This window comes from Bradyrhizobium sp. AZCC 2230, from assembly GCF_036924495.1.
Lineage (GTDB): Bacteria > Pseudomonadota > Alphaproteobacteria > Rhizobiales > Xanthobacteraceae > Bradyrhizobium > Bradyrhizobium rifense.
Map to the genome: position 1 here is coordinate 2,909,163 of NZ_JAZHRS010000001.1, position 20,697 is coordinate 2,929,859.

The 20,697-nt window shown below is 63.5% G+C and carries 21 protein-coding genes; 10 read left to right on the top strand and 11 right to left on the bottom strand.

The annotated features are described in order from the left end of the window. The first annotated feature begins 34 nt into the window (after positions 1-34). Positions 35-415, top strand: a complete 381-nt coding sequence (locus V1280_RS14165) for a DUF4267 domain-containing protein (protein ID WP_334538300.1) — start codon at positions 35-37, stop codon at positions 413-415. 1 nt (position 416) lies between these two features. After that, positions 417-737, top strand: a complete 321-nt coding sequence (locus tag V1280_RS14170; RefSeq protein WP_334524699.1) for a DoxX family protein — start codon at positions 417-419, stop codon at positions 735-737. Positions 738-773: 36 nt separating this feature from the next. Here the strand turns inward: V1280_RS14170 and thiD are convergent, their stop codons facing one another. Beyond that, the gene (thiD, locus tag V1280_RS14175; protein WP_334524701.1) at positions 774-1,574 is read right to left on the bottom strand and encodes a bifunctional hydroxymethylpyrimidine kinase/phosphomethylpyrimidine kinase; all 801 of its coding nucleotides are present in this window, start codon (positions 1,572-1,574) and stop codon (positions 774-776) included. 283 nt (positions 1,575-1,857) lie between these two features. Here thiD and V1280_RS14180 point away from each other — a divergent pair, with 283 nt between their 5' ends. Both V1280_RS14180 and V1280_RS14185 read left to right on the top strand, forming a co-directional pair. Continuing rightward, entirely contained in the window at positions 1,858-3,837 is a 1,980-nt protein-coding gene (locus V1280_RS14180) for a PAS domain S-box protein (RefSeq protein ID WP_334524703.1), read from the top strand. Positions 3,838-3,952: 115 nt separating this feature from the next. Then, entirely contained in the window at positions 3,953-4,198 is a 246-nt protein-coding gene (locus V1280_RS14185; RefSeq protein ID WP_148775240.1) for an Lrp/AsnC ligand binding domain-containing protein, read from the top strand. Between the two features lie 46 nt (positions 4,199-4,244). Here V1280_RS14185 and V1280_RS14190 read toward each other — a convergent pair whose 3' ends face one another. Next, complete coding sequence (locus V1280_RS14190) at positions 4,245-5,171, bottom strand: c-type cytochrome (protein ID WP_334524708.1); 927 nt, start codon at positions 5,169-5,171, stop codon at positions 4,245-4,247. 153 nt (positions 5,172-5,324) lie between these two features. On the opposite strand from V1280_RS14190, the gene V1280_RS14195 reads away from it, so the two are divergent. After that, positions 5,325-5,744 carry a CHRD domain-containing protein gene (locus V1280_RS14195; RefSeq protein ID WP_334524711.1) on the top strand — a complete coding sequence of 140 codons (420 nt, stop codon included), beginning with the start codon at positions 5,325-5,327 and terminating at the stop codon, positions 5,742-5,744. 147 nt (positions 5,745-5,891) lie between these two features. After that, positions 5,892-6,281: a VF_A0006 family four-cysteine protein gene (locus tag V1280_RS14200; RefSeq protein ID WP_334538302.1), complete on the top strand. Its 390-nt coding sequence runs from the start codon at positions 5,892-5,894 to the stop codon at positions 6,279-6,281. A gap of 7 nt (positions 6,282-6,288) precedes the next feature. Here V1280_RS14200 and V1280_RS14205 read toward each other — a convergent pair whose 3' ends face one another. Next, on the bottom strand, positions 6,289-7,572 hold the full coding sequence (locus V1280_RS14205; protein WP_334524714.1) for a cystathionine gamma-synthase family protein: 1,284 nt from the start codon (positions 7,570-7,572) through the stop codon (positions 6,289-6,291). 270 nt (positions 7,573-7,842) lie between these two features. Between V1280_RS14205 and V1280_RS14210 the strand changes: the two genes are divergently transcribed. Both V1280_RS14210 and V1280_RS14215 read left to right on the top strand, forming a co-directional pair. Beyond that, positions 7,843-8,256 (top strand): DUF7832 domain-containing protein, encoded by a 414-nt coding sequence (locus V1280_RS14210; RefSeq protein ID WP_334524717.1) that lies wholly within the window; start codon positions 7,843-7,845, stop codon positions 8,254-8,256. Positions 8,257-8,379: 123 nt separating this feature from the next. Beyond that, positions 8,380-8,667, top strand: coding sequence for a hypothetical protein (locus V1280_RS14215; protein WP_334524720.1), 288 nt, complete (start codon positions 8,380-8,382; stop codon positions 8,665-8,667). 137 nt (positions 8,668-8,804) lie between these two features. Here V1280_RS14215 and V1280_RS14220 read toward each other — a convergent pair whose 3' ends face one another. Together V1280_RS14220 and V1280_RS14225 are read right to left on the bottom strand one after the other, a co-directional pair. Further along, entirely contained in the window at positions 8,805-9,254 is a 450-nt protein-coding gene (locus V1280_RS14220; protein ID WP_334524723.1) for a c-type cytochrome, read from the bottom strand. Positions 9,255-9,350: 96 nt separating this feature from the next. After that, on the bottom strand, positions 9,351-11,660 hold the full coding sequence (locus V1280_RS14225) for a xanthine dehydrogenase family protein molybdopterin-binding subunit (RefSeq protein WP_334524726.1): 2,310 nt from the start codon (positions 11,658-11,660) through the stop codon (positions 9,351-9,353). Positions 11,661-11,911: 251 nt separating this feature from the next. Between V1280_RS14225 and V1280_RS14230 the strand changes: the two genes are divergently transcribed. Then, a complete protein-coding gene (locus tag V1280_RS14230) occupies positions 11,912-12,079 on the top strand; it encodes a DUF2934 domain-containing protein (RefSeq protein WP_334524728.1) in 168 nt (55 codons plus the stop codon). Positions 12,080-12,171: 92 nt separating this feature from the next. Here V1280_RS14230 and V1280_RS14235 read toward each other — a convergent pair whose 3' ends face one another. Then, positions 12,172-12,570 (bottom strand): DUF1127 domain-containing protein, encoded by a 399-nt coding sequence (locus tag V1280_RS14235; RefSeq protein ID WP_334524730.1) that lies wholly within the window; start codon positions 12,568-12,570, stop codon positions 12,172-12,174. Between the two features lie 549 nt (positions 12,571-13,119). Here V1280_RS14235 and V1280_RS14240 point away from each other — a divergent pair. Then, on the top strand, positions 13,120-14,226 hold the full coding sequence (locus V1280_RS14240; protein WP_334524737.1) for an acyltransferase family protein: 1,107 nt from the start codon (positions 13,120-13,122) through the stop codon (positions 14,224-14,226). Positions 14,227-14,234: 8 nt separating this feature from the next. On the opposite strand, the gene murJ is transcribed toward V1280_RS14240, so the two are convergent. The 5 genes from murJ to V1280_RS14265 all read right to left on the bottom strand — a co-directional run bounded on the left by murJ (position 14,235) and on the right by V1280_RS14265 (position 20,603). Further along, the gene (murJ, locus tag V1280_RS14245; protein ID WP_334524740.1) at positions 14,235-15,761 is read right to left on the bottom strand and encodes a murein biosynthesis integral membrane protein MurJ; all 1,527 of its coding nucleotides are present in this window, start codon (positions 15,759-15,761) and stop codon (positions 14,235-14,237) included. Between the two features lie 47 nt (positions 15,762-15,808). Next, positions 15,809-16,996 carry a DegT/DnrJ/EryC1/StrS family aminotransferase gene (locus V1280_RS14250; RefSeq protein ID WP_334524743.1) on the bottom strand — a complete coding sequence of 396 codons (1,188 nt, stop codon included), beginning with the start codon at positions 16,994-16,996 and terminating at the stop codon, positions 15,809-15,811. Positions 16,997-17,006: 10 nt separating this feature from the next. Beyond that, positions 17,007-18,011, bottom strand: a complete 1,005-nt coding sequence (locus tag V1280_RS14255; RefSeq protein WP_334524746.1) for a Gfo/Idh/MocA family oxidoreductase — start codon at positions 18,009-18,011, stop codon at positions 17,007-17,009. 182 nt (positions 18,012-18,193) lie between these two features. Continuing rightward, positions 18,194-19,606, bottom strand: a complete 1,413-nt coding sequence (locus V1280_RS14260; protein WP_334524749.1) for a mannose-1-phosphate guanylyltransferase/mannose-6-phosphate isomerase — start codon at positions 19,604-19,606, stop codon at positions 18,194-18,196. A gap of 7 nt (positions 19,607-19,613) precedes the next feature. After that, on the bottom strand, positions 19,614-20,603 hold the full coding sequence (locus V1280_RS14265; RefSeq protein ID WP_334524752.1) for an SDR family NAD(P)-dependent oxidoreductase: 990 nt from the start codon (positions 20,601-20,603) through the stop codon (positions 19,614-19,616). Positions 20,604-20,697: the final 94 nt, after the last annotated feature.

Here is a 20,697-nt window from a genome sequence, read left to right on the forward strand (position 1 = left end):
GCTAGATTATCTTGGATAGATAGATATGAATCTCATGCATTGGCTTCCGCTTGGAACAGCACTGCTCCTGGCTCTCGGGATCATCGCGATCGGCACGCAATATGTCGTGAGCCCGAGGACCGCGACGCGCAGTTTCGGCCTGCCGCTCCCTGAAGACGGCGCCAACACCGACTGGTGGCTTCGCCTCAAGGGCGTTCGCGACATCGCGTCGGGATTGACCGTGCTGGCATTCATGGCGTGGGGTGTCCCACGCGGGGTCGGCATCATCCTGCTTGTTGAAGCCATCATCCCCATCGGCGACATGCTGGTCGTGCTTGGCGGCAAAGGCTCTGCAAGAAGCGCGTTCGGCATTCACTGCCTCACAGCGGCAATCATGGTTCTGGCAGCCATCCCCATGATGATGGATGTGCCCTGAGATGGCCCATGTTGTTTCAGTCTGTCTGCTCGTTGCCGGACTCTTTGGCGCAGGCCTCTATAACGCGATCGGCACGTCCGCGACGCAAAGCAGTTTCGTTCGATGGGGTTACCCGCGCTGGTGGGGCAGCCTTACCGGCGGACTGGAGATGGTCAGCGCCGTTCTGATTGCGCTCCCTGCCAGTCGCGTTGTTGGCCTGGCGCTGGGTGCGGCAATCATCTTGGCCGCGGTTCTGACCGTCCTGCGCCACCGCGAATTTTCGCACCTTGTACCGCTTGGAGTGTTTGCCACCTTGATGGCTCTCGCAGGAACGTTGTCTTGAGGGCCGATATTGCCGGCCCGCGATCCGCAGCCTGCGTCAGTAAAACTTGTGGAAATGATGGATCGGCCCGTGGCCGTGCCCGACGCTGAAGCGATCGGCAGCTTCAATCGCCGCGCTGATCCAGCTCTTGGCGTTGCGCACGGCCGTCTCGAGATCCTCGCCCTTGGCAAGGCCCGCTGCAATGGCTGAGGACAGCGAGCAGCCGGTTCCATGGGTGTTGCGCGTGGCGACGCGCGACGCGGCAAGCGCGACCGTTTTGTCGGCGCTGACGAGATAGTCGATGCTCTCACGACCCTCGCCGTGCCCGCCCTTGATCAGGACCGCACGGCAGCCGAGCCCAAGCAGGCGACGCCCCTGGCTTTCGATCTCGGCCTCGCTTCGCGCGATCGGCTCGTCCAGCAGTGCGGCCGCCTCCGGCAGATTGGGCGTGATCACCCACGCTAGCCGCATCAGCTTCGTGCGCAATGCCTCGACAGCTTCCGCGGCCAGCAGGCGATCGCCCGAAGTCGCGACCATCACGGGATCGAGCACGATATGACGAGGTTTCCAGCGCGCCAGCGCGGAGGCGATCGCATCGATGCTCCCGGCTTGCGCCACCATGCCGATCTTGACCGCGCCGACATCGAGATCGGAGAACACCGCATCGATCTGCGCGGTGACGAATTCCGCGGGCACCGCATGAATGCCGCTGACGCCCTTGGTGTTCTGCGCCGTCAGCGCCGTGATCGCGGACGCGCCGTAGACGCCGAGCGCGGCAAACGTCTTCAGGTCGGCCTGAATGCCGGCGCCGCCGCTCGAATCGGACCCTGCGATGGTGAGCGCCACGGGCGTCGTCATCGCGGAAGACACTTGCTTGATAAGGACACCGCCATGGCCTGTCCTAGCGCGCTCGCGGGGCCCCAGCAAGCCGGACCGGCCGCGATTCGCGGCACCGGCGAATCAGCCAGCCGTAATCCGGCGAGGCGCTGTCGACCCTCGACCGTGCAAAGGCTGCAAAATTTAGCCCGATATCGCCTTGGCCCTTGGCGTCGATACCGAGGAGTGAGACGTTAGCGGTGCAACCGTCCAGCGACAATGTTGCGGGCTCGCCCCTGGCCCGCAAGTCTATCGGAGTGGAATCATGTGGGCCTACTTCGAACGCATCCTCGACTCCTCGATGTTCTCGCCGCACGGCATTTGCCTGCTCTGGGAGCCCGAGCTGATCTGGCTCCATGTCGTCTCGGACGCCTGCATTGCACTGGCCTATTTCTCGATCCCGTTTGCGCTCGCGATCCTCGTCACCAAACGGCGCGACCTCCAGTTCGGCTGGGTCTTTTGGGCGTTCGCGATCTTCATCATGGCCTGCGGCCTGACGCACGTGCTGTCGATCTACACGCTCTGGGTTCCGATCTACGGCATCGAGGGCCTGGTCAAGGCAGCGACAGCGATCGCGTCGATCTTCACCGCAGCCGCGCTCTGGCCGCTGCTGCCAAAAATCCTGACGATCCCCTCCCCGTTCGAGCTGCAGAAGGTTCAGGCTGCACTCGAAGAGGAGGAGATCAAGAGCCGGGACGCGACGCTGTTGCTCAAACAAGTCGGTGACGCCCAGCGCGCGATGCGCGAGAGCATGACGCGCCTCACCGCCGTGGTCGAGACAGCGGTGGACGGCGTCATCCTGTTCGATGCGCAAGCCCGCATTCTGCTGTTCAACCCCGCCTGCGAACGGTTGTTCGGCTATCGCGCCGACGAGGTCATGAATCTCGACATTGGAATGCTGATGTCCGACGAGAAGAGACCCTCATCCACCAGTCATGCGCGGCGCCTCGCAACCGGGGAAGCCGCCGGCCTGCGCAAGGACGGATCGACCTTCCCGATGGACCTTTCGGTGGGCCAGGCGTGGCAGGACGGCGAGCTGATCTACGTCGGCATCGTTCACGACCTGACCAGACGCAAGCTGACCGAGCAGCAGCTCCAGCAGGCGCAGAAGATGGAGACGGTCGGCCAGCTCTCCGGCGGCATCGCCCATGACTTCAACAATCTGCTGACCGTCATCATCGGCAATGCCGAGCTTCTGAGCGAGCAGCTCAAGACCCGGCCCGACCTGCGGCAATTTGCCGACGACATCTGCGAGTCCGGCGAACGCGGCGCTGAGCTGACGCAGCGGCTGCTCGCGTTCAGCCGTCGCCAGCTGCTCCAGCCGCGGGCGATCGATTGCCGCGACCTGCTGCAGTCCATGCTCAAGCTGCTCAAGCGGACCTTGCGTGAAAACATCGAGATCAAGGCGACATTCGGTCCTGGCAACATCCAGGCCTTTGCCGACCGTGCCCAGCTCGAATCCGCCGTGCTGAACCTTGCGCTCAATGCGCAGGACGCGATGCCGTCAGGCGGACATCTGACGCTGAGCACGGAGCTCGCCGCAATCGACGAGGACTATCGTGCCATGCACCCGGAAGTGGCATCTGGTAGCTACGCGCTGATCTCCGTCACCGATGACGGCGAAGGCATGACACCCGAGGTGATCGAGCACGCGTTCGAGCCGTTCTTCACCACCAAGGAGGTCGGCAAGGGTTCAGGGCTCGGGCTGAGCATGGTCTATGGCTTCGCAAAGCAGTCCGACGGCCATGTCGCGATCTATAGCGAGCAGGGCCTGGGGACGACGGTCCGGATTTACCTGCCGCGCGCCGGCGGCGGACAATCGCCGACCGACGTGCTGGACAGCGAGGACACCGCGCCGCGCGGGCACGAGACCATCCTGATCGCGGAGGACGATCCGTTCGTGCGCTCCTCGGTCATCCAAAGGGTCGAGGCGCTCGGCTATCGCGTCGTCGCCGCCGTCAACGGCAACGAGGCCCTGCAGCGGCTTCGCGCCGATCCCGGCATTGACATGCTGTTCACCGATATCGTCATGCCCGGCGGGATGAGCGGCTGGGAGCTCGCCGACCAGGCCCGGCGGATTCGACCGGGCCTGCCGGTGCTGTTCACCTCCGGCTATGCGCTGGAGACCCTGGTCGAGCAGGGCCGCGCGCAGGCGGAAGCGGTGGTCCTGACCAAGCCCTATCGCAGGACCGAGCTCGCCCAGCGCCTCAGGGACGCCTTCGCCGCGGCGACGGTGAATTCGTAGGGCAAAACCGGTATTTGCGCGCGGGCGGCTTATCCCCGCAGGCAGCAAGTCCGCTTGCTAAATCCGGCCGGTTTTGGCCTATTAGCCGGCAAGATACGCCTTCGGAGTGACTGCAATGGTTCCCTTTTTCGTCCAGATCAAATGCAAGCTCGGCCAATCCTATGTGGTCGCCAATGCGCTTGCCGAAGCCGAGATCGCCTCCGAGATCTACTCCACGGCCGGCCATTACGATTTGCTGGTGAAGTTCTATGTCGACAACGACACCGACATCGGCCACTTCATCAACGAGAAGGTGCAGGTGCTGCCCGGCATTCAGGACACGCTCACCATCATCACCTTCAAGGCGTTTGGCGCCAGCTAGCCGGCGCAGTTGGCGCGAGCCGCGCGTCAATTGGAAACGGCCGGATTCAGCCGCCACCCTCCTTGCGTTTGGGCGGCGTCGGGCCATCGACCGGCGGCAGCGACTTCAGATAGGCGGCCATCGCGGCGCGATCCTCCGGCGTCAACTGCGCGAGGTTCTTGATCACCGGCCGCATCGAGCCCGATGCGCTGTCGCCTTCGGGCATATCGCCGGTCTCGAGGAAGTCGGCAATATCCTTCTCGCTCCAGCCACCAATGCCCTTCTGCGTGATGTTCGGCACCCAGCCCTCACCTTCGGGATTGGGACCACCGGCGAAGCGTTCGCCCCGGTTGATCCCACCGAGAGCGTTGCGCGGGCTGTGGCATTCGGCGCAATGGCCAAAACCGTTCACGAGATAGGCGCCGCGATTCCATTGCGCGGACCGCGCTGCATCCGGCAAGAACGGCCTGACATCCATGAACAGCAATTTCCAGATGCCGACATTGCGGCGGATGTTGAAGGGAAACGGCAGATCGTGATCGCGCACGCGGCCGGACACGGGCGGCAGCGTCTTCAGATACGCAAAGAGATCGCGGACGTCGTCGACCTTCGTGATGTGATAGGAGGTGTAGGGAAACGCCGGAAAGTAGTGCGTCCCCTCAGGCGAGATGCCGCGCATCACCGCGTTGACGAAATCGGCCTCGCTCCAGCGGCCGATGCCGTCGGTCGGGTCGGGGGAAATGTTCGGGGCATAAAACGTTCCGAACGGCGAGCCGAGCGCGAGGCCGCCGCCAAGTCTGAGACGATCAGGCTGGTTGGGCACGGCATGGCAGGACGAGCAGCCGCCGGCGTTGAACAGCTCCTGCCCATTGGCGAGATCAGGCCCGCGCGCCGGCGCCGGCAAGGCCAGAGCGGTCGGCGCGGTCAACCACCAGTAGATGGCAAAGGCTGCGACAGCAGAAATCAAAATGACATAAATTGTTCGTCGCAGCATGGAGGATCCCATCGAGCTCGAGCGAATTTACGGATCATCCCGCAGCCGCTCCAGCCACGAATAATTTAGATGGTTTGATCGGAATCCGGGAATAAAGTCGGAACCGCACTGTTTGCAGGTTGACAGCAATCAGGCGTCAACAGGGAGAGACCCATGAACAAAGCGCTTTTTGCCACGCTGGCGCTCGGAGCCGCCGTCGCGTTCGCCGGCTCGGCCAGTGCGGAGAAACTGAAGGCGACGCTGGACGGCAAGTCCGAAGTGCCCGCCACCACCAGCAGCGGCACCGGCACGGCCGATCTCGACTATGACGCCGCCACCAAGAAGCTGTCGTGGAAGGTGAGCTATTCCGGCCTCTCCGGCCCTGCCACCGCCGCCCACTTCCATGGCCCCGCCGAGACCGGCAAGAATGCCGGCGTCGCGGTGCCGATCGCGGGCATCGCCAACAGCCCGGCTGAAGGCTCGGCGACGCTGACCGACGCGCAGGCCTCCGATCTCCTCGCCGGCAAGCTCTACGTCAACATTCACACCGCGGCCAATCCGGGCGGCGAAATCCGCGGCCAGGTGACGAAGTAAGTTTCTATAGCAATTTTTTCAGCGAAGGCCGGGCGTAGTAGCGTCCGGCCTTTTCGATTCCGGAGCCCGTAGCCCGGACGCTTGCGTATCCAGTCGGATTGTCCGGCTTCCAGGTGTATGATCGCCCCCAGAGCAAAGGTGCGCAACATGATCACTCCCAACGCGAATTATCCCGCCTTCTCTGAGAAGTTTTCGCACCAAGCGGCCTGCGGGAAGCCTGCCCGCGCGCTATTGCATCGTCTCGCGGGCGTTGTCGTTGTCGCCATGGTTGTTGCGTTCTCCGCACCGGTCGTCGCGCAAACCGATCTGGAAAGGCAGGCTCAATGCGAGCTGTCGGCGATCCGTGACACGAGATCGCCCCTTGCGGTGCAGTATATCCGCTCGGCCTGCAACTGGCTGGTGGTCAATGGCGACTCCCTGCTCAATGCGTCCAGCAAAGGCTATTACATCTGCCTCGTGCGACAGCTCTCGGGCGCCCAGTCCAACGAGGCAGCCGCGGCCATCATGTCGGCATGCCGCACGTCCAATCCGCTTTGAGTCCCGCTCAGGCCGCGTTCAGCGCGTGCTCGAGATCCGCGATCAGGTCGGACGGGTGCTCGATGCCGATCGACAGCCGGATCGTGGAATCCAGCACGCCGATTTTATGGCGGATGTCGGCGGGGACGCCGGAATGGGTCATCGTCGCCGGCAGGCTCGCCAGCGACTCCGTTCCGCCAAGGCTGACCGCGAGCTTGAAGATCTGCAAGCCGTTGAGGAATTTCTCCGCCGCCGCCTGGCCGCCGACGATGTCGAACGAGAACGTCGATCCCGCACCCAAGCATTGTCGCGCGAACACGCGCCCCGCAGGCGAGGCCTCCTCGTGATGACCGAGATAATGAACCTTCGCCACCTTGGCGTGGTCGCGCAAGAAATCCGCGACGAGGCGCGCGTTGCTGTTGGCCTTGTCCATGCGCAGGCTCAAGGTTTCCAGCGAGCGGTTGATCATCCAGCAGGAATGCGGATCGAGCTGGGTGCCGATGGCGCCGCGCAACGCCTTGATGCCCTTCATGATCGCCCTGGCGCCGAGGGCCGCGCCCGCGATCAGGTCGGAATGACCGCCGACATATTTGGTCAGCGAGTACAGCGAAATATCAGCGCCATGCTCGATCGGCCGCTGAAACACAGGTCCGAGCAGCGTGTTGTCGCACGCGATGATCGGCGTGTGGCCCTGGGCCTTGCCGATGGTGTCGGCGACGCGGCGCATCAGCGCGACATCAACGAGGCCGTTGGTCGGGTTGGCCGGGGTCTCGATCAGGATCATCGAAACCCGGCCCTTGCGCATGGCCTCCTCGGCGGCCTGGTTGACTGCCGCCTCGTCGACGCCGTCGGCAAAGCCGACCGCGCCGATCGAGAGCCGCGCCAGCGTGTTGGTCAGCAGCGTTTCCGTGCCGCCATAGAGCGGCTGGGAGTGCAGGATGACGTCGCCGGGACGGACGAAGGCCAAAATCGTCGTCGAGATCGCCGCCATGCCGGATGAGAACAGCGCGCAGCTCTCGGTGCGCTCATAGATCGCGAGCCTGTCCTCGACGATCTCGCTGTTGGGATGGTTGAAGCGCGAATAGACGAGGCCTGCGCCCATGCCCTCCGGCGGCTCGCGCCGGCCGGCGACGAAATCGAAGAAGTCCTGCCCGTCCTCGGCCGTCCTGAACACGAAGGTCGAGGTCAGAAACACCGGCGGCTTGATGGCGCCTTCCGACAGCTGCGGATCATAGCCATAGGTCAGCATCAGCGTTTCCGGATGCAGCATATGGTTGCCGATATGGGTTTTTGACGGGAACGGTTTGACCATGGCCTGCCTCGCTGTTGATTCAGTTCGTCGCGGCGCATGACAGCATACTGGATCGCCCGCTTCAGCGTGCCATCACGCTTAAGGGAACGCGCACAACCCGCATGAGCAAAGCGGCCTGTGAGAATACGGCGAACGCCTCCCGCCCGCAGTCGATGCATCCGAATTGTGATGTCCTTGAGGTTGCGATAGTTTAAAACTACACTTTTACAGATGCTTTTGATCGGCGCATCATAGATCAGGAGTTGCGCGCAATCATGCTAGGGGCCTGGAATGAAGTATGACGACTCGAGTTGGCATAGCGGCGGGAACTTCCCAAAGGACCTTCCAGCCAAAGCTGGAGCAACTCACACAGGGATGTTCGTTGCCTGGGCGCTTCTTTCTGGACTATCGGACGATGATTTTCCCGACGACTTTGCAAGACTGAGGGATCGCAGCATGACGCCTGGCGCTTTCTTTCTTCGCTTATGCGCTGGCAAATTCACGGACGAGGACCTGAACGACGAGGGAAATGCGTTCGCCGCCACGTATTTTGACCTTCAGAAAGGAAAATACATAGCCGACTATGAGGCCATCTTCGGCAAAGACGGGCCAACGATCTACCACGTTGCGGATACGTGGGAAAATTACGATCGGATTGCCCCTCTTCTCGATGATCGTCTTACGGCTTGGCGGCAACGCGCCTAACTGCAGTGCGGTCGGCTTCGAGCCCCACCTTCTGGTGCCGCGCCAACTCAGCCGGAGATCGCTTCGCTCACCCGGGCTTTGAGTCTAGAACTAGCGCACCATCTGCCAAATCCGGAGCGGTTCATGATCAAAATATTGATGGAACGGGACATGCCGCAAAACTTCGATCCCAGCGACCCCGCGCAGGCGAGCCGCCACGCGCGCATTGCGCTTGACGCAATCACCGCGACGGCCGGGAAGATGCATTGGCTCTGCACCTACGCGACAGACGATCGCAAGTTGTTCGGGCTCGTCGTCGTCGAGAATGAGGACGTCATTGCCGAATATGTGAAGCGCGCCGGCATCGACAGCGGCATCAGGGTTCACCGGGTCACCTGCGTCCTTGACCCGGCGCTGGCTGCGCCGAAATAGTCCCGTAGCCCGGATGGAGCGACTTGTCCGCCGTAGCTCGAAGAGCGAAGGCGGAAGCGCAATCCGGGAACAGTCTCACCGTCGCAACGGCTTTCCCGGATTTCGCTGCGCTCCATCCGGGCTATGAACTGGAACCGCTACTTCAGCTTCAGCCGATACGTCTCGTGGCAGTCGGTACAGCGGTCGTTCATCGCAGTGTAGGCGGCCTTCAGGCTCGCCAGATCGGTGACCTTGCCCTTGACCTCGGCGATCGCCTTCTGGACCGGCGGAATCTTGGATTCGAAATCGGTCTTGTTCTGCCAGACCTTTGGCGAGGAACCATAATTCGCGTTCACAACGTCCTGCTTGGGATTGACCTCGAAGGTCTTCGCGATCTTGGCGACGTCGGCCTCGAGACTGGCGATCGCCTCGTCGACGGCCTTCTGATTGTAGGGAATTTCGCCCTTCGTCATCTTGAGGATGACGCCGTACATGCTCTTGGCCTGCGAGCGCATCAGATTGTCCTGCTGGACGGCAATATCCTGCTGCGCCATCACGGCGCCCGCACCCAGCACCAGGGTGCCCGCGACAATCAAAATTCGTTTCATCGGCGTGTTTCTCCGGCTCGCAAGTCGGTTTGGGGGAAAGTCATTCATGGTTAGAACCCGGCGGCGGGCGATTATTCCCGCCGCGGGCGCCATGCTTTACAGGCTGTGGCGGCGATGATGCTCGTTGATCGCGATCCAAACACGTTCTGGTGTCGCCGGCATGTCAATGTGGTCGATCTTGTACTCGCGCCAGAGCCCGTCGACGATGGCGTTGACGACGGCCGGACAGGAGCCGATCGCGCCGGCCTCGCCCGCGCCCTTCACGCCCATCGGATTGGTCGTGCAGGGAATATTGTTGGTCTCGAACACGAAGGACGGGCCGTCGGCCGCGCGCGGCAGCGCATAGTCCATGAAGGTCGCGGTGATGAGCTGGCCATCGCCCGCGCCATAGACCACCTGCTCCATCAAGGCCTGGCCGATACCCTGCATGGCGCCGCCATGCACCTGGCCTGCCAGAAGCAGCGGATTGAGCGTCTTGCCGAAATCGTCGACGATCACGTAGTTGACGATTCTGATGATGCCGGTCGCCGGATCGATCTCGACTTCCGCGACATGGGTGCCGTTGGGATAGGTGCCGTCGGCGCTGGCAAAGGTCGCGCTGGCGTTCAGCTTCGACGGATCGGCGCCCGGCCGCTTGGCCAGATCGGCGAACGAGATCGACCGGTCGGTGCCGGCGATGCGCACGATGCCGTCGGTGATCTCGAGGTCGCCGGCGCTGGCTTCCAGCGCCTGCGCCGCGATCTCCTTCAGCTTCTGCCCGAGCTCGCGCGTGGCGCGCTCGACGCTGACGCCGCCGGAGGGGATCGAGGCCGAGCCGCCGGTGCCGAGGCCCGTGGCGATCATGGCGGTATCGCCCTGGTGGACGTGCACGCGCTCCGGCGCGACGCCGAACTGCTCGGCAACGATCTGCGCATAGGCGGTCTGGTGGCCCTGCCCGCTCGATTGCGTGCCGATCAGGACGGTGATGTCACCATTGGGGTCCATCCGCACATTGGCGGTCTCCTCACCCATGGTGCCGCAGACCTCGACATAGCTCGCAAGCCCGATGCCGCGGATCAGGCCGTCCTTCTTGGCCGCCTTGGCGCGCTTGGAAAACTCCTTCCACTCGCCGATCTCCATCGCGCGCTTCAGATGCGCGGCGAAGTCGCCGGAATCGTAAACCTTGCCGGTCGCGGTCTTGTAGGGCAGCGCCTTCGGTTGGATGAAATTCTTGCGGCGAATGGCATCAGGCGTCATGTCGAGTTTTCGCGCGCAGGCATCGACCAGACGCTCGATGACATAGGCCGCTTCGGGCCGGCCCGCACCGCGATAGGCATCGACCGGCACGCTGTTGGTGAAGACGGTCCGCACCCGGCAGTGGAACGCCTGGATGTCGTAGAGGCCGGGCAGCATGCCGGCGCCGCCATGCGGAATGTAGGGCCCGAAGGTCGACAGATAGGCGCCCATGTCGCCCATCAGGTCGCAATCCATCGCGAGGAATTTGCCGTCTTCAGTCATCGCCATCTTCGCGGTGGTGACGTTGTCGCGGCCCTGCGCGTCGCCCATAAAATGCTCGGAGCGGTCGGCCGCCCATTTCACCGCCTTCTTCAATTTGCGCGCGGCGACCGCTACCAGCGCGTATTCGCGATAAGGAAACAGCTTCGTACCAAAGCCGCCGCCGACATCGGGACAGATCACGCGCATCTTCTCGGTCGGGATATTCAGCACGTTCTGGCAGAGGATGTCGCGCAGGCGGTGGCTGCCCTGGCTGCCGATTGTCAGCGTGAGATGATCGTTCTTGGCGTCGTATTCGCAGACCGCCGCGCGCGTCTCCATGAAGCTCGCGACCACGCGCGGATTGACGATGGAGATCTCGGCGATCGTATGCGCCTTGGCAAACGCGGCTTCGGTCGCGGCCTTGTCGCCGATCGAGACGTCGAACAGCACATTGCCGGGCTTGTCCGGCCAGACCTGCGGCGCGCCCTTCTTGACGGCGTTGACGAGGCCGGTCACCGACGGCAGCGGGCTCCATTTGACCTCGATGGCCTCGATCGCGTCGCGGGCCTGGTCGATGGTCTCGGCGACGACGAAGGCGATGCAATCGCCGACATGGCGCACCTCGTCCTTGGCGAGGATCGGGTAAGGCGGGCCGGTGAACGGATCGGTCTCGAAATTGAACAGGCAGGGCAGATTGCCGAGATCCCCGACCTCGGCGGCGGTCAGGATCAGCGCCACCCCGGGAAGGGTGCGGGCGCGGCTGGCGTCGATAGTGAATTTGGCGTGCGCATGCGGCGAGCGCAGCATCAGGCAGCGAAGGGCGGCCTGCGGCGCGTAATCGTCGGTATAGCGGCCCTTGCCGCGGATGAGCGCGTCATCCTCCTTGCGCAGCACGCTTTGGCCAACGCCGAACTTGATGGGAGCCGCCATTTTCTTGTCCCGTCCTATGGTTGTTTTGCGAACCATACTGCCGTGGAAAAAGTGGCAAGGCAAACGGCTTTGTCGGTACCGGACCTCAATCCCGGGCGTGCAAACGGCCGCAGCCCGTAGGGCAGGAACAAATCCTAGTTGGAAGAGCTTGTATTTGCGGAGACGGAATCCGGAGCGGGACAGTCGCCAGCGTGGTCATACGGTGTCACGCCCGTGTGGCCGCGTTACGCCCCTAATAAACGAGCGGACCCATGCCCAACCCGACCGAAGAACAGATCCGAATCCGCGCACATCAATTGTGGGACGTCGCCGGACAGCCTGAGGGGCGCGAGGACGAATTCTGGCACGAAGCCGAACGCGAATTGAAGGACGGCGCCACAAACAATCCTGACGAGAAGTCCGAGACGTTTCTGGAGTAGCACACGCGGCCGCAAGACACGCCTGAGAACAAGCAGCCGCACTCACCGCCGCCTGCCCTCAGAGCGCATGTCCACGTCTCGCAATTGACCATTTACATCCCACCACGGCTCAACAGATACCGCGTGTTGTCTCTCAGCGTATCGATTGCACGCTGAGGCGTGAGATAGTCGATCTCGGCACGCGTCAGGCCGATATCCATCAGCTCCCTGTCACTCAGGTCCTGCAAGGAGAGCGGTCGGTTCTGGCGCCGCTGCTGAAGCGCACGCCAATATTGCCTGAGCAGACCGAAGATGCCTTGCGTCGATGCGGCCGCTGGTCCGCCAGCGTTCTTGTCCGACAGAGTGTCGTCCAGCGCTGCAGCGGACGCCTTGAGGCGTGCTGCCAACGCCTGGTCGACTGCGCTCTTGGCCTGCACGATGGAGAGCTTGAGGCCGCGCCTTGCGGCATCGCCCTCGATCCCGGGTGAAATGTTCGTCAGTTGGGGTGGCATCGCATGCTCCTGCTGTTGTGCCGGCAGGGAGCGTGGCCAAACAAAAGGCCCCGTCCGATGCCGGCGGGGCCTGGTGGAAAAGATGTCGTCGACGAATTCCTAGCGCGCGACTCCTTCCACGGCCCAGCCGAAGCGGGTCATGTTCGAGAAGTTAACTTTGCGCGACCATTTAATCATGGGGAGGCCAATAGCACGGCAATCGCACAAAATCAAGAGATGTGCGGAGTTAGGCTGCACCCTGCAGGCGAGCCTCCGCCTCGCTGCCGCAAGCTGCTCCGAAGCGCTCGGTCGCAAGGTGAACAACGTTCGTTCAAGTTGTACGTTTAGGTTTAAACTCGTGCGATGCACCTGTGGTTTACTGAGGTCCCAGTCGGGAATGGGGACCGCGCGTATGATCAGAGATGTTTTGAACTCTGCGGCTGCAAGGCCAGGCTTCAGCAGTCCCCACCCATTCGATGTCACCGAATGGGACCCGCGAGAGCATCATCTCGCCAACGTGGATCGCGAATCGCGGGCGCACGCGTCCGGGGCCGCGCCTGGTCGATGACCATGCCCTCGCTTACAAAGGTGGACGCGTCGCCCGCCTCGCCATTTGACCCTCGGCTGGAATCCCTGCGCGGCCTCGCCTGCCTGACGGTATGCGTATTCCACGCTGGCCACGTATTTGCGAGCAATCCGCAATCGGTTTTCTTTGACACGCTGCTGCTGGCCGCCAATCCGGCCGCGGCCGTGATGTTCTTCTTCGTGCTGAGCGGCTATGTGCTCGGGGCCTCGCTGGAGCGCAACCTCGCGATCGGGCCTTACCTGGCGCGGCGGCTGTTTCGGCTGATTCCACCGTTTGCAGCAGCGGTCCTGTTCGCTTTCGCCTGCGAGCGCCTTTTGCGCCTTGATCCCGCCCCGGCCGGGCTCACATCCGGCTTCCAGCACCTGTTCTGGCCGCAGCCGACCTGGCACGATCTGTGGGACAATCTGCTGCTCGGCTCCAATCGGGTGAACGGTCCGACCTGGACGCTGTTTCCCGAATTGTTGGGATCCATCATGTTGCCGTTCGTGGTCCCCGCGCACGGCAGGATCGAACCACGATGGCGCTGGGCGTTGTTCGCCGCGGTCACGATCCTGCTTGCGAGCGGCCCTTTCCGAACGCTGCTGTGGTTCTATTTCGGCTGTTTTCTCGTCAAGGAGTTTGCCGCGCTGCTCGCGGGTCGAAGGCAGCTTGCCACGGTCGCGTTCATCTCGGGGCTGGTCGGACTGGAGATAGCCGGCTCCTATGATGAGTTCTATACGGTGGGCATTGTGCTGGTTTCGGCCGGCGCAGCCGCGCTGATGATGGGTGCGGTGGTGTCGTCACGCGACATGCTGCGCTGGACGACGACCGCGCCGCTCCGCTTTCTCGGCCGAATCTCGTTCAGCCTCTACCTCGTGCACTGGCCGATCTTTTATGTCTGTACCCTCGTCGCGGTTAACTGTGCCTCGATCGTGCCGGCGCAGATCTGGGGCAATCTGTTCGTGATGGTGACCTCACTTGTCGCAGCGATCGGCATCGCTGCACTGGCGTATCGGTTCATCGAAGCCCCTTCGATTCGAGCAGGCGCGTTCGCGGCACGCCTCCTGGCGGAGATGTGGCGGAGCCGGGCCGTTGTTCACAGCGCGAGCTGATATCTGCTCTAGCCACGCGCCAGCGAGACCAGCCAGCCGCGGCCGAACAGCACGACGATCGCGAGCGCGTACACGATCATGCCGCCGACCGCCAACAGGACCAGCGTCATTTCGTCCCGGAAGTGCATCGCGCCCAGCCCAGAGGCACTGTAGCGCGCGATCAGCCAGAAAGCGGCCGCCAGGATGATGCCGGCCAACAGGAATTTGCCGAGCGACAACAGCCAAGCGCGGTCCAGCACGAGAAAGCCTCGTCGCACGGCGAAAAACAGCACCAGGAGCAGGTTGGTCCAGACACCGACGGCGGTTGCCAGCGCCAGACCGATCTGGGCGAACGATCCCACCAGACCGAGCTTCAGCGCGACATTGACCGCGATACCTGACAATGAGGCGCGAACCGGCGTCGCGGTGTCCTTGCGCGCATAGAAGGTCGCGACCGCGCTGCGGATCAGCACGAAGGGGATCAGGCCGATGGCATAGGCTGCGAGCGTGCTGCCTGCGGCAACCGCATCGGCCTTGGAGAACGCGCCGCGGGCGAACAGCGCGCGCATGATCTCGTCGGGCACGGTGAGGAAGGCCGCGACGAACGGCACCGAGAACAGCAGCGTGAAATCGAAGGCGCGGCGCTGCGCCTTCATCGCGCCGTCATGGTCGTTGGCCGTGATTCGCCGCGACATCTCCGGCAGCAGCACCGTGCCGATCGCGATGCCGATGACGCCGATCGGCAATTGATTGAGGCGGTCAGCGTAATAGAGCGCCGACAGCGCGCCCGCGGGCAGGAAGGTCGCGATGATGGTGTCGGCGAACAGCGCGACCTGCGTACCCATCGAGCCCAGCGTCGCCGGTCCCAGCGCCCTGAAGAAGGCGCGGACGTCCTCGTCGAGCTTGAGCGGCGCAAAGCGCGGCAGGCCGCCATGACGGGCGAGGTCGCCCGCCAGCAGAAAATATTGCAGGAAGCCCGAGATCAGCACGCCCCAGGCGGCGGCGTGGCCGGCTGTCGGAAACCAGGTGGCAAGTGCAAGCGTCATCATCATCGCGACGTTGAGGAAGATCGACGCGGCGGCAGCGCTGGCAAAGCGCTGCATCACATTGAGCATGCCGCCATAGAGCGTCACCAGCGTGATCAGCAGCAGATAGGGAAAGGTGATCCGGGTCAGCTCGATCGCGAGCTTGCGCTGCTCGGCATCCTCACTGAAGCCGGGCGCCAGAATGCTCATCGCCTGCGGCATGAACAGCCAGGCGACGATTAGGAGCACCACCTGCGAGGCGAGCAGCAGCGTGAAGATGCGGTCGGCGAACAGCCGCGCCGCCCCCTCCCCGCGCTCGCCATGAACGTGGGCATAGGCCGGCACCCAGGCGGCGTTGAAGGCGCCCTCGGCAAAGATCGCGCGGAAATGATTGGGTAGCCGCAGCGCCACGAAAAAGGCGTCGGCCACGGGGCCCGCGCCGAGGATCGCCGCAAGCATGATGTCGCGGGCAAATCCCGTCAGCCGCGAGAGCAGCGTATAACCACCGACCGTGAAGATGCGTCCGAGCATGCGTCCCTTCTAGAGGAAGAGACGGCTCGCTGCAAAATCAGGGCAGATCAGGCCGAAAGCGCGCCGCGCACGGCCGCGATGATTCGCTCCTGATCGGCTTCGGTCAGATAGGCGTGCATCGGCAGGCTGATGACGTCCTGCGACAGGCTCTCGCAAGCAGGCAGGCCGCCGTCGGCGACCGGATACTGCTTGTAGGCGGTCTGCTGATGCATCGACTTGCCGTAATAGATCGCAGTCGGCACGCCCTGCGCCTTCAGCGCGGCGGCAAAGCCGTCGCGGTCGGTCCCCTCAGGGAGACGGATCGTGTACTGCGCCCAGACCGAGGTATTGCCCGGCGCCAGACGCGGCACGGTCACGACGTTGGACAGGCCCCGCGCATAGCGTTCGGCGACCTTGTTGCGGGCGGCGATCTCGTCGTCGAAGATCTTGAGCTTCTCGATCAGGATCGCGGCCTGCATGGTGTCGATCCGGCCGGTCAGGCCGAGGCGGACGTTGTCGTATTTGTCGACGCCCTGCCCGTGCACCCGGATGCTGCGCAGCGTCGCGGCGAGCTCGTCGTCATCGGTGAGGATCGCGCCGCCGTCTCCGAAGCAGCCGAGCGGCTTTGCCGGGAAGAAGCTGGTCGTGGTGGCGAGCCCGAAGGTGCCGAGCTTGCGACCCTTGTAGCTGGCGCCAAAACCTTGCGCGGCGTCATCGATCACGAACAGGCCCTCGGCCTTGGCGGTCTCGGCGATGGCATCGTGGTCGGCAGGCTGTCCGAACAGATCGACCGGAATGACCGCGACGGGCTTCAAGCCAGCCTTGCGCGCGGCCGCGATGCCGCGCTTGAGCGACTCCGGGCTCATGTTGAAGGTCGCTTCATCGACGTCGACATAGACCGGCGTCGCGCCCATCCGCGCCGCGGGCGACGCAGTCGCGATGAAGGTGAACGACGGACACAGCACGGCATCGCCGGGCCCGACATTCTTCGCCATCAGCACCATGAGAAGCGCATCGGTGCCGCTGGCGCAGCCGATGACGTGCCTGGCGCCGCAATAGTCGGCGAGCTGCATCTCGAGCTCGGCGACCTCGGGTCCATTGACGAACTGGCAATGGTCGAGAACGCGCTTGACGGCCTCATCGAGCGAGGCGCCGAGCCGGCGGCGCTGCGAGGCCACGTCGATGAAGGGAATGGGTTCGGAACGCAGATGCTGGTTCATGGTCTGGTTCTTGGCGCCTTCTTGCGTGGTCGACATGGAAAGGATTTTAGCCGGCGACGCGGCGCGGACCCTTGCGGGCGGGCGACGTCGCTGCGGGCCGCGACGGCGTCTCGAGGCACTGCGTCGCGATCTCGAGGCTGGCGACGCCCTCGTCGCCGGTGACCGCCGGCGTCTCGCCGTTGCGCACAGCCTTGAGGAAGGCGATCAGCTCGGCGCGGAGCGGCTCGTCATGGCCGACCGGCAGATGCCGCATCGAGTAGCTGCCATCCGGCTTGAAGCCGAAGCATTCGGTGACCTGACGCGTCAGGAGATCGCCCATCACGTATTTGCCGCGGGTCGCGACCGTCACGCTGCGCGCCTTGAACGGCGTCAGCCAGTTGGTGTTGATGTGCGCGAGCACGCCGTTGGCGGTGCGGAACTGGAGCAGCGCGATGTCCTCGCGCTCGGCGACCGCGCTCGACAGCTGCGGCTGCACCTCGACGATGTCGGATTCGGTGAACCAGCGGATCAGATCGATGTCGTGCACGGCGAGATCGATGACGACGCCGACATTGGACATGCGCGGCGGGAACGGGCCGACGCGCGTGATCGCGATCGAGAGAATGTCCTCGCCCGCGATCGCCTGCTTGACGGCGGCGACCGCCGGATTGAAACGCTCGACATGGCCGACCATCAGCGTGACGCCGGCCTTTTGCGCAGCAACGACGATCTCGCGGCCTTCGGCGACCGTGGATGCGATCGGCTTCTCGACCAGCACATGGATGTTCTTGGCGATGCAGGCGAGCGAGACCTCGTGATGCAGATGGGTCGGCGCCGCGATGGTGACGGCATCGACGCCCTCCGTGAGGAGCTCGTCGAGCGTCTCGAAGCTCGCGCAATTGGCGAGCTCCATCGCGCGCGTACGATGCGCCGGCGAGGGATCGACCACGCCGACCAGGCTGACGCCGGGCAGACCGCTCAGCACGCGCGCATGGTTGCTGCCCATCACGCCCGCACCGATGACGCCGACGCGCAGGCCGGCCTGTGCCGGTTGTGACCCTTTGGAACTCATCTGATCGAACCCCGATTCACCGCAAATCCCCGGGCCGCTTCTAGCACGGGTGCCCCATTTGTGGCGAATGCCGGGCAAACTGCCCGGACACGATTTGATTCAAAAAGTTACACGTTCTCCGGGCCTTAAGCCCCCTAAAGCGGACTTTTCAGGCCCGGATCCCGTGATTCGGAGTTTGCTGGTTACGACCTTTGATAGTCGTCTTCAATCCGGATGATGTCGTCTTCCCCGAGATAGGAGCCGGTCTGGACCTCGATCAGTTCCAGCATGATCTTGCCGGGATTCTCCATCCGGTGGACCGCGCCCATCGGGATGTAGATCGACTCGTTCTCATGCACCGTCTTCACGGTCTCGTTCACGGTGACGCGGGCGGCACCACGGACCACGATCCAGTGCTCGGCGCGGTGATGATGCTTCTGCAGCGACAGCCGCCCGCCCGGCTTGACCACGATGCGCTTGACCTGATGGCGCTCGCCATTGTCGACCGACTGGTAGCTGCCCCAGGGGCGATGCACCTTGAGATGCTCCTCGGTGACCTTCGGCGCGACGGCCTTCAGCTTGGTCACGAGACGCTTCAGGCCGTTGGCGTCCTTCTGGCGCGAGACCAGAACGGCATCCGCGGTTGCCACCACGACGAGATCGTCGACGCCTTCGAGCGCGACCAGCGCATGATCGCTCGTGACATTGCAGTTACGCGAATCCTCGAACACGGCGGTGCCGTGCGCCGCATTGCCTTGCGTGTCCTTGTCGGAGAGCTCCCACACAGCGCGCCAGGAGCCGACGTCGGACCAGCCGCAGGACACCGGCACCACGGCTGCGCGCGAGGTCTTCTCCATCACCGCATAATCGATCGAGATCGCCTTCGCCGAGCCAAAAGCCTGCGGCTCCAGCGTCACGAAGCCGAGATCGCGCCCCGCATTGCCAACCGCATTGGACACAGCCTCCACGCTCGCCGCATCAACCTTGCGATATTCGTCGAGCAGCAGGGCCGCGGGAAACATGAAGTTGCCGCTGTTCCAGAGATAGCCCGAACTGAGGTAGTCGGCAGCCTTCACGGCATCCGGCTTCTCGACGAAGCGCGCGACCGCGTGCACCTCGCCGGAGATCACCTCACCCGGGCTGATATAGCCGTATTCGGTCGCCGGCCGCTCCGGCTTGACGCCGAAGGTGACGATGCGCCCGGTGCTTGCGGCAACCAGGCCCTCGCGGCACGCCGCGACGAAGGCTGCATTGTCCTGCACCACATGGTCGGCAGCGAGCGCGAGCACGATCGCTTCACTGGTGCGGTTCTGCGCGAACGCCGCGCCGGCGGCGATCGCGGGACCGGAGTCGCGCCGCATCGGCTCGAGGATCACGTCGGCCTCGATGCCGATCTCGGCGAGCTGCTCCAGCACCATGAAGCGATAGGACGCATTGGTGATGACGATGGGGCGGTCGAACAGCGCGGCATCCGAGACGCGCGAAAGCGTATCCTGGAAGGTCGAGCGCGCGCCGAACAGCGGCAGGAACTGCTTTGGGCGCACCTCGCGCGAAGCCGGCCACAGCCGCGTGCCGGCGCCGCCGCACATGATCAGGGGGATAATGCGTTTGTCCATCGTCATTTCAAACCTTGTAGTGGTCGCGATACCAGGTGACAAAATTGCGGACCCCGTGCTCGATCGGCGTTGACGGTGCAAAGCCGGTGTCGCGCATCAAATCCTCGACATCCGCGAACGTTTCCACCACGTCTCCCGGCTGCATCGGCAGCAATTCTTTGACCGCCGTCCGACCCAGCTCCCGCTCCAGAAGTCCGACGACATGCATCAGCTCTTCGGGGCGGTGATTTCCGACATTGTAGACCCGAGACGGCGCATTTGCGGCAGCCGGATTGTCCGCAGGCACAAGATCGATCAGCTTGGATACTACACGGGTCACGTCGTCAATATAGGTGAAGTCGCGGCGCATTTTGCCATGGTTAAAGAGCCGGATCGGCTGGCCCGCCATGATGGCGTTTACAAACAGAAACATGGCCATATCAGGCCGTCCCCACGGGCCGTAGATGGTAAAAAAGCGCAAGCCCGTGACCGGCAGCCGGTAGAGATGACTGTAGGACTGCGCCATCACCTCATTGGCCTTCTTGGTCGCAGCGTAAAAGCTCACGGGATGATCGGTCCGGTCCTGCACGGAAAACGGCAGTTTAGTGTTGGCGCCATAAACGGACGATGACGAGGCGTAGACGAGATGACGACAACCGCAATTCCGGCAGCCCTCGAGCAGGTTGAGAAAGCCCTGCAGATTGGAATCGACATAACTCTGCGGATGCTCGATCGAGTGGCGCACGCCGGCCTGGGCGGCGAGATGCACGACCTCCGGAAAACGATGCCGCGCAAACAGCGCCGCCATCGTCTCGCGATCGGCGAGATCGGCCTGGACAAAGGAGAAACGGGGCTCGTTGACGAGCAGCGCAAGACGCGCCTGTTTCAACGCTGGATCGTAATAACTGTTGAGATTGTCGAGCCCGACCACGGACCGCCCCTCGGCCAGCAGCTGCCGGGTGACGTGAAAGCCGATGAAACCGGCGGCACCCGTGACCAAAATCGCCCGATCCGTCATCCTGTTCCCAAGCGATCCCAAAAGCCGGCCCGCGACGCCTCTTTAGCCGGTATCGAGGGAGCGCAATAGGCCGCCGCCTCCATGACGGCTCGCG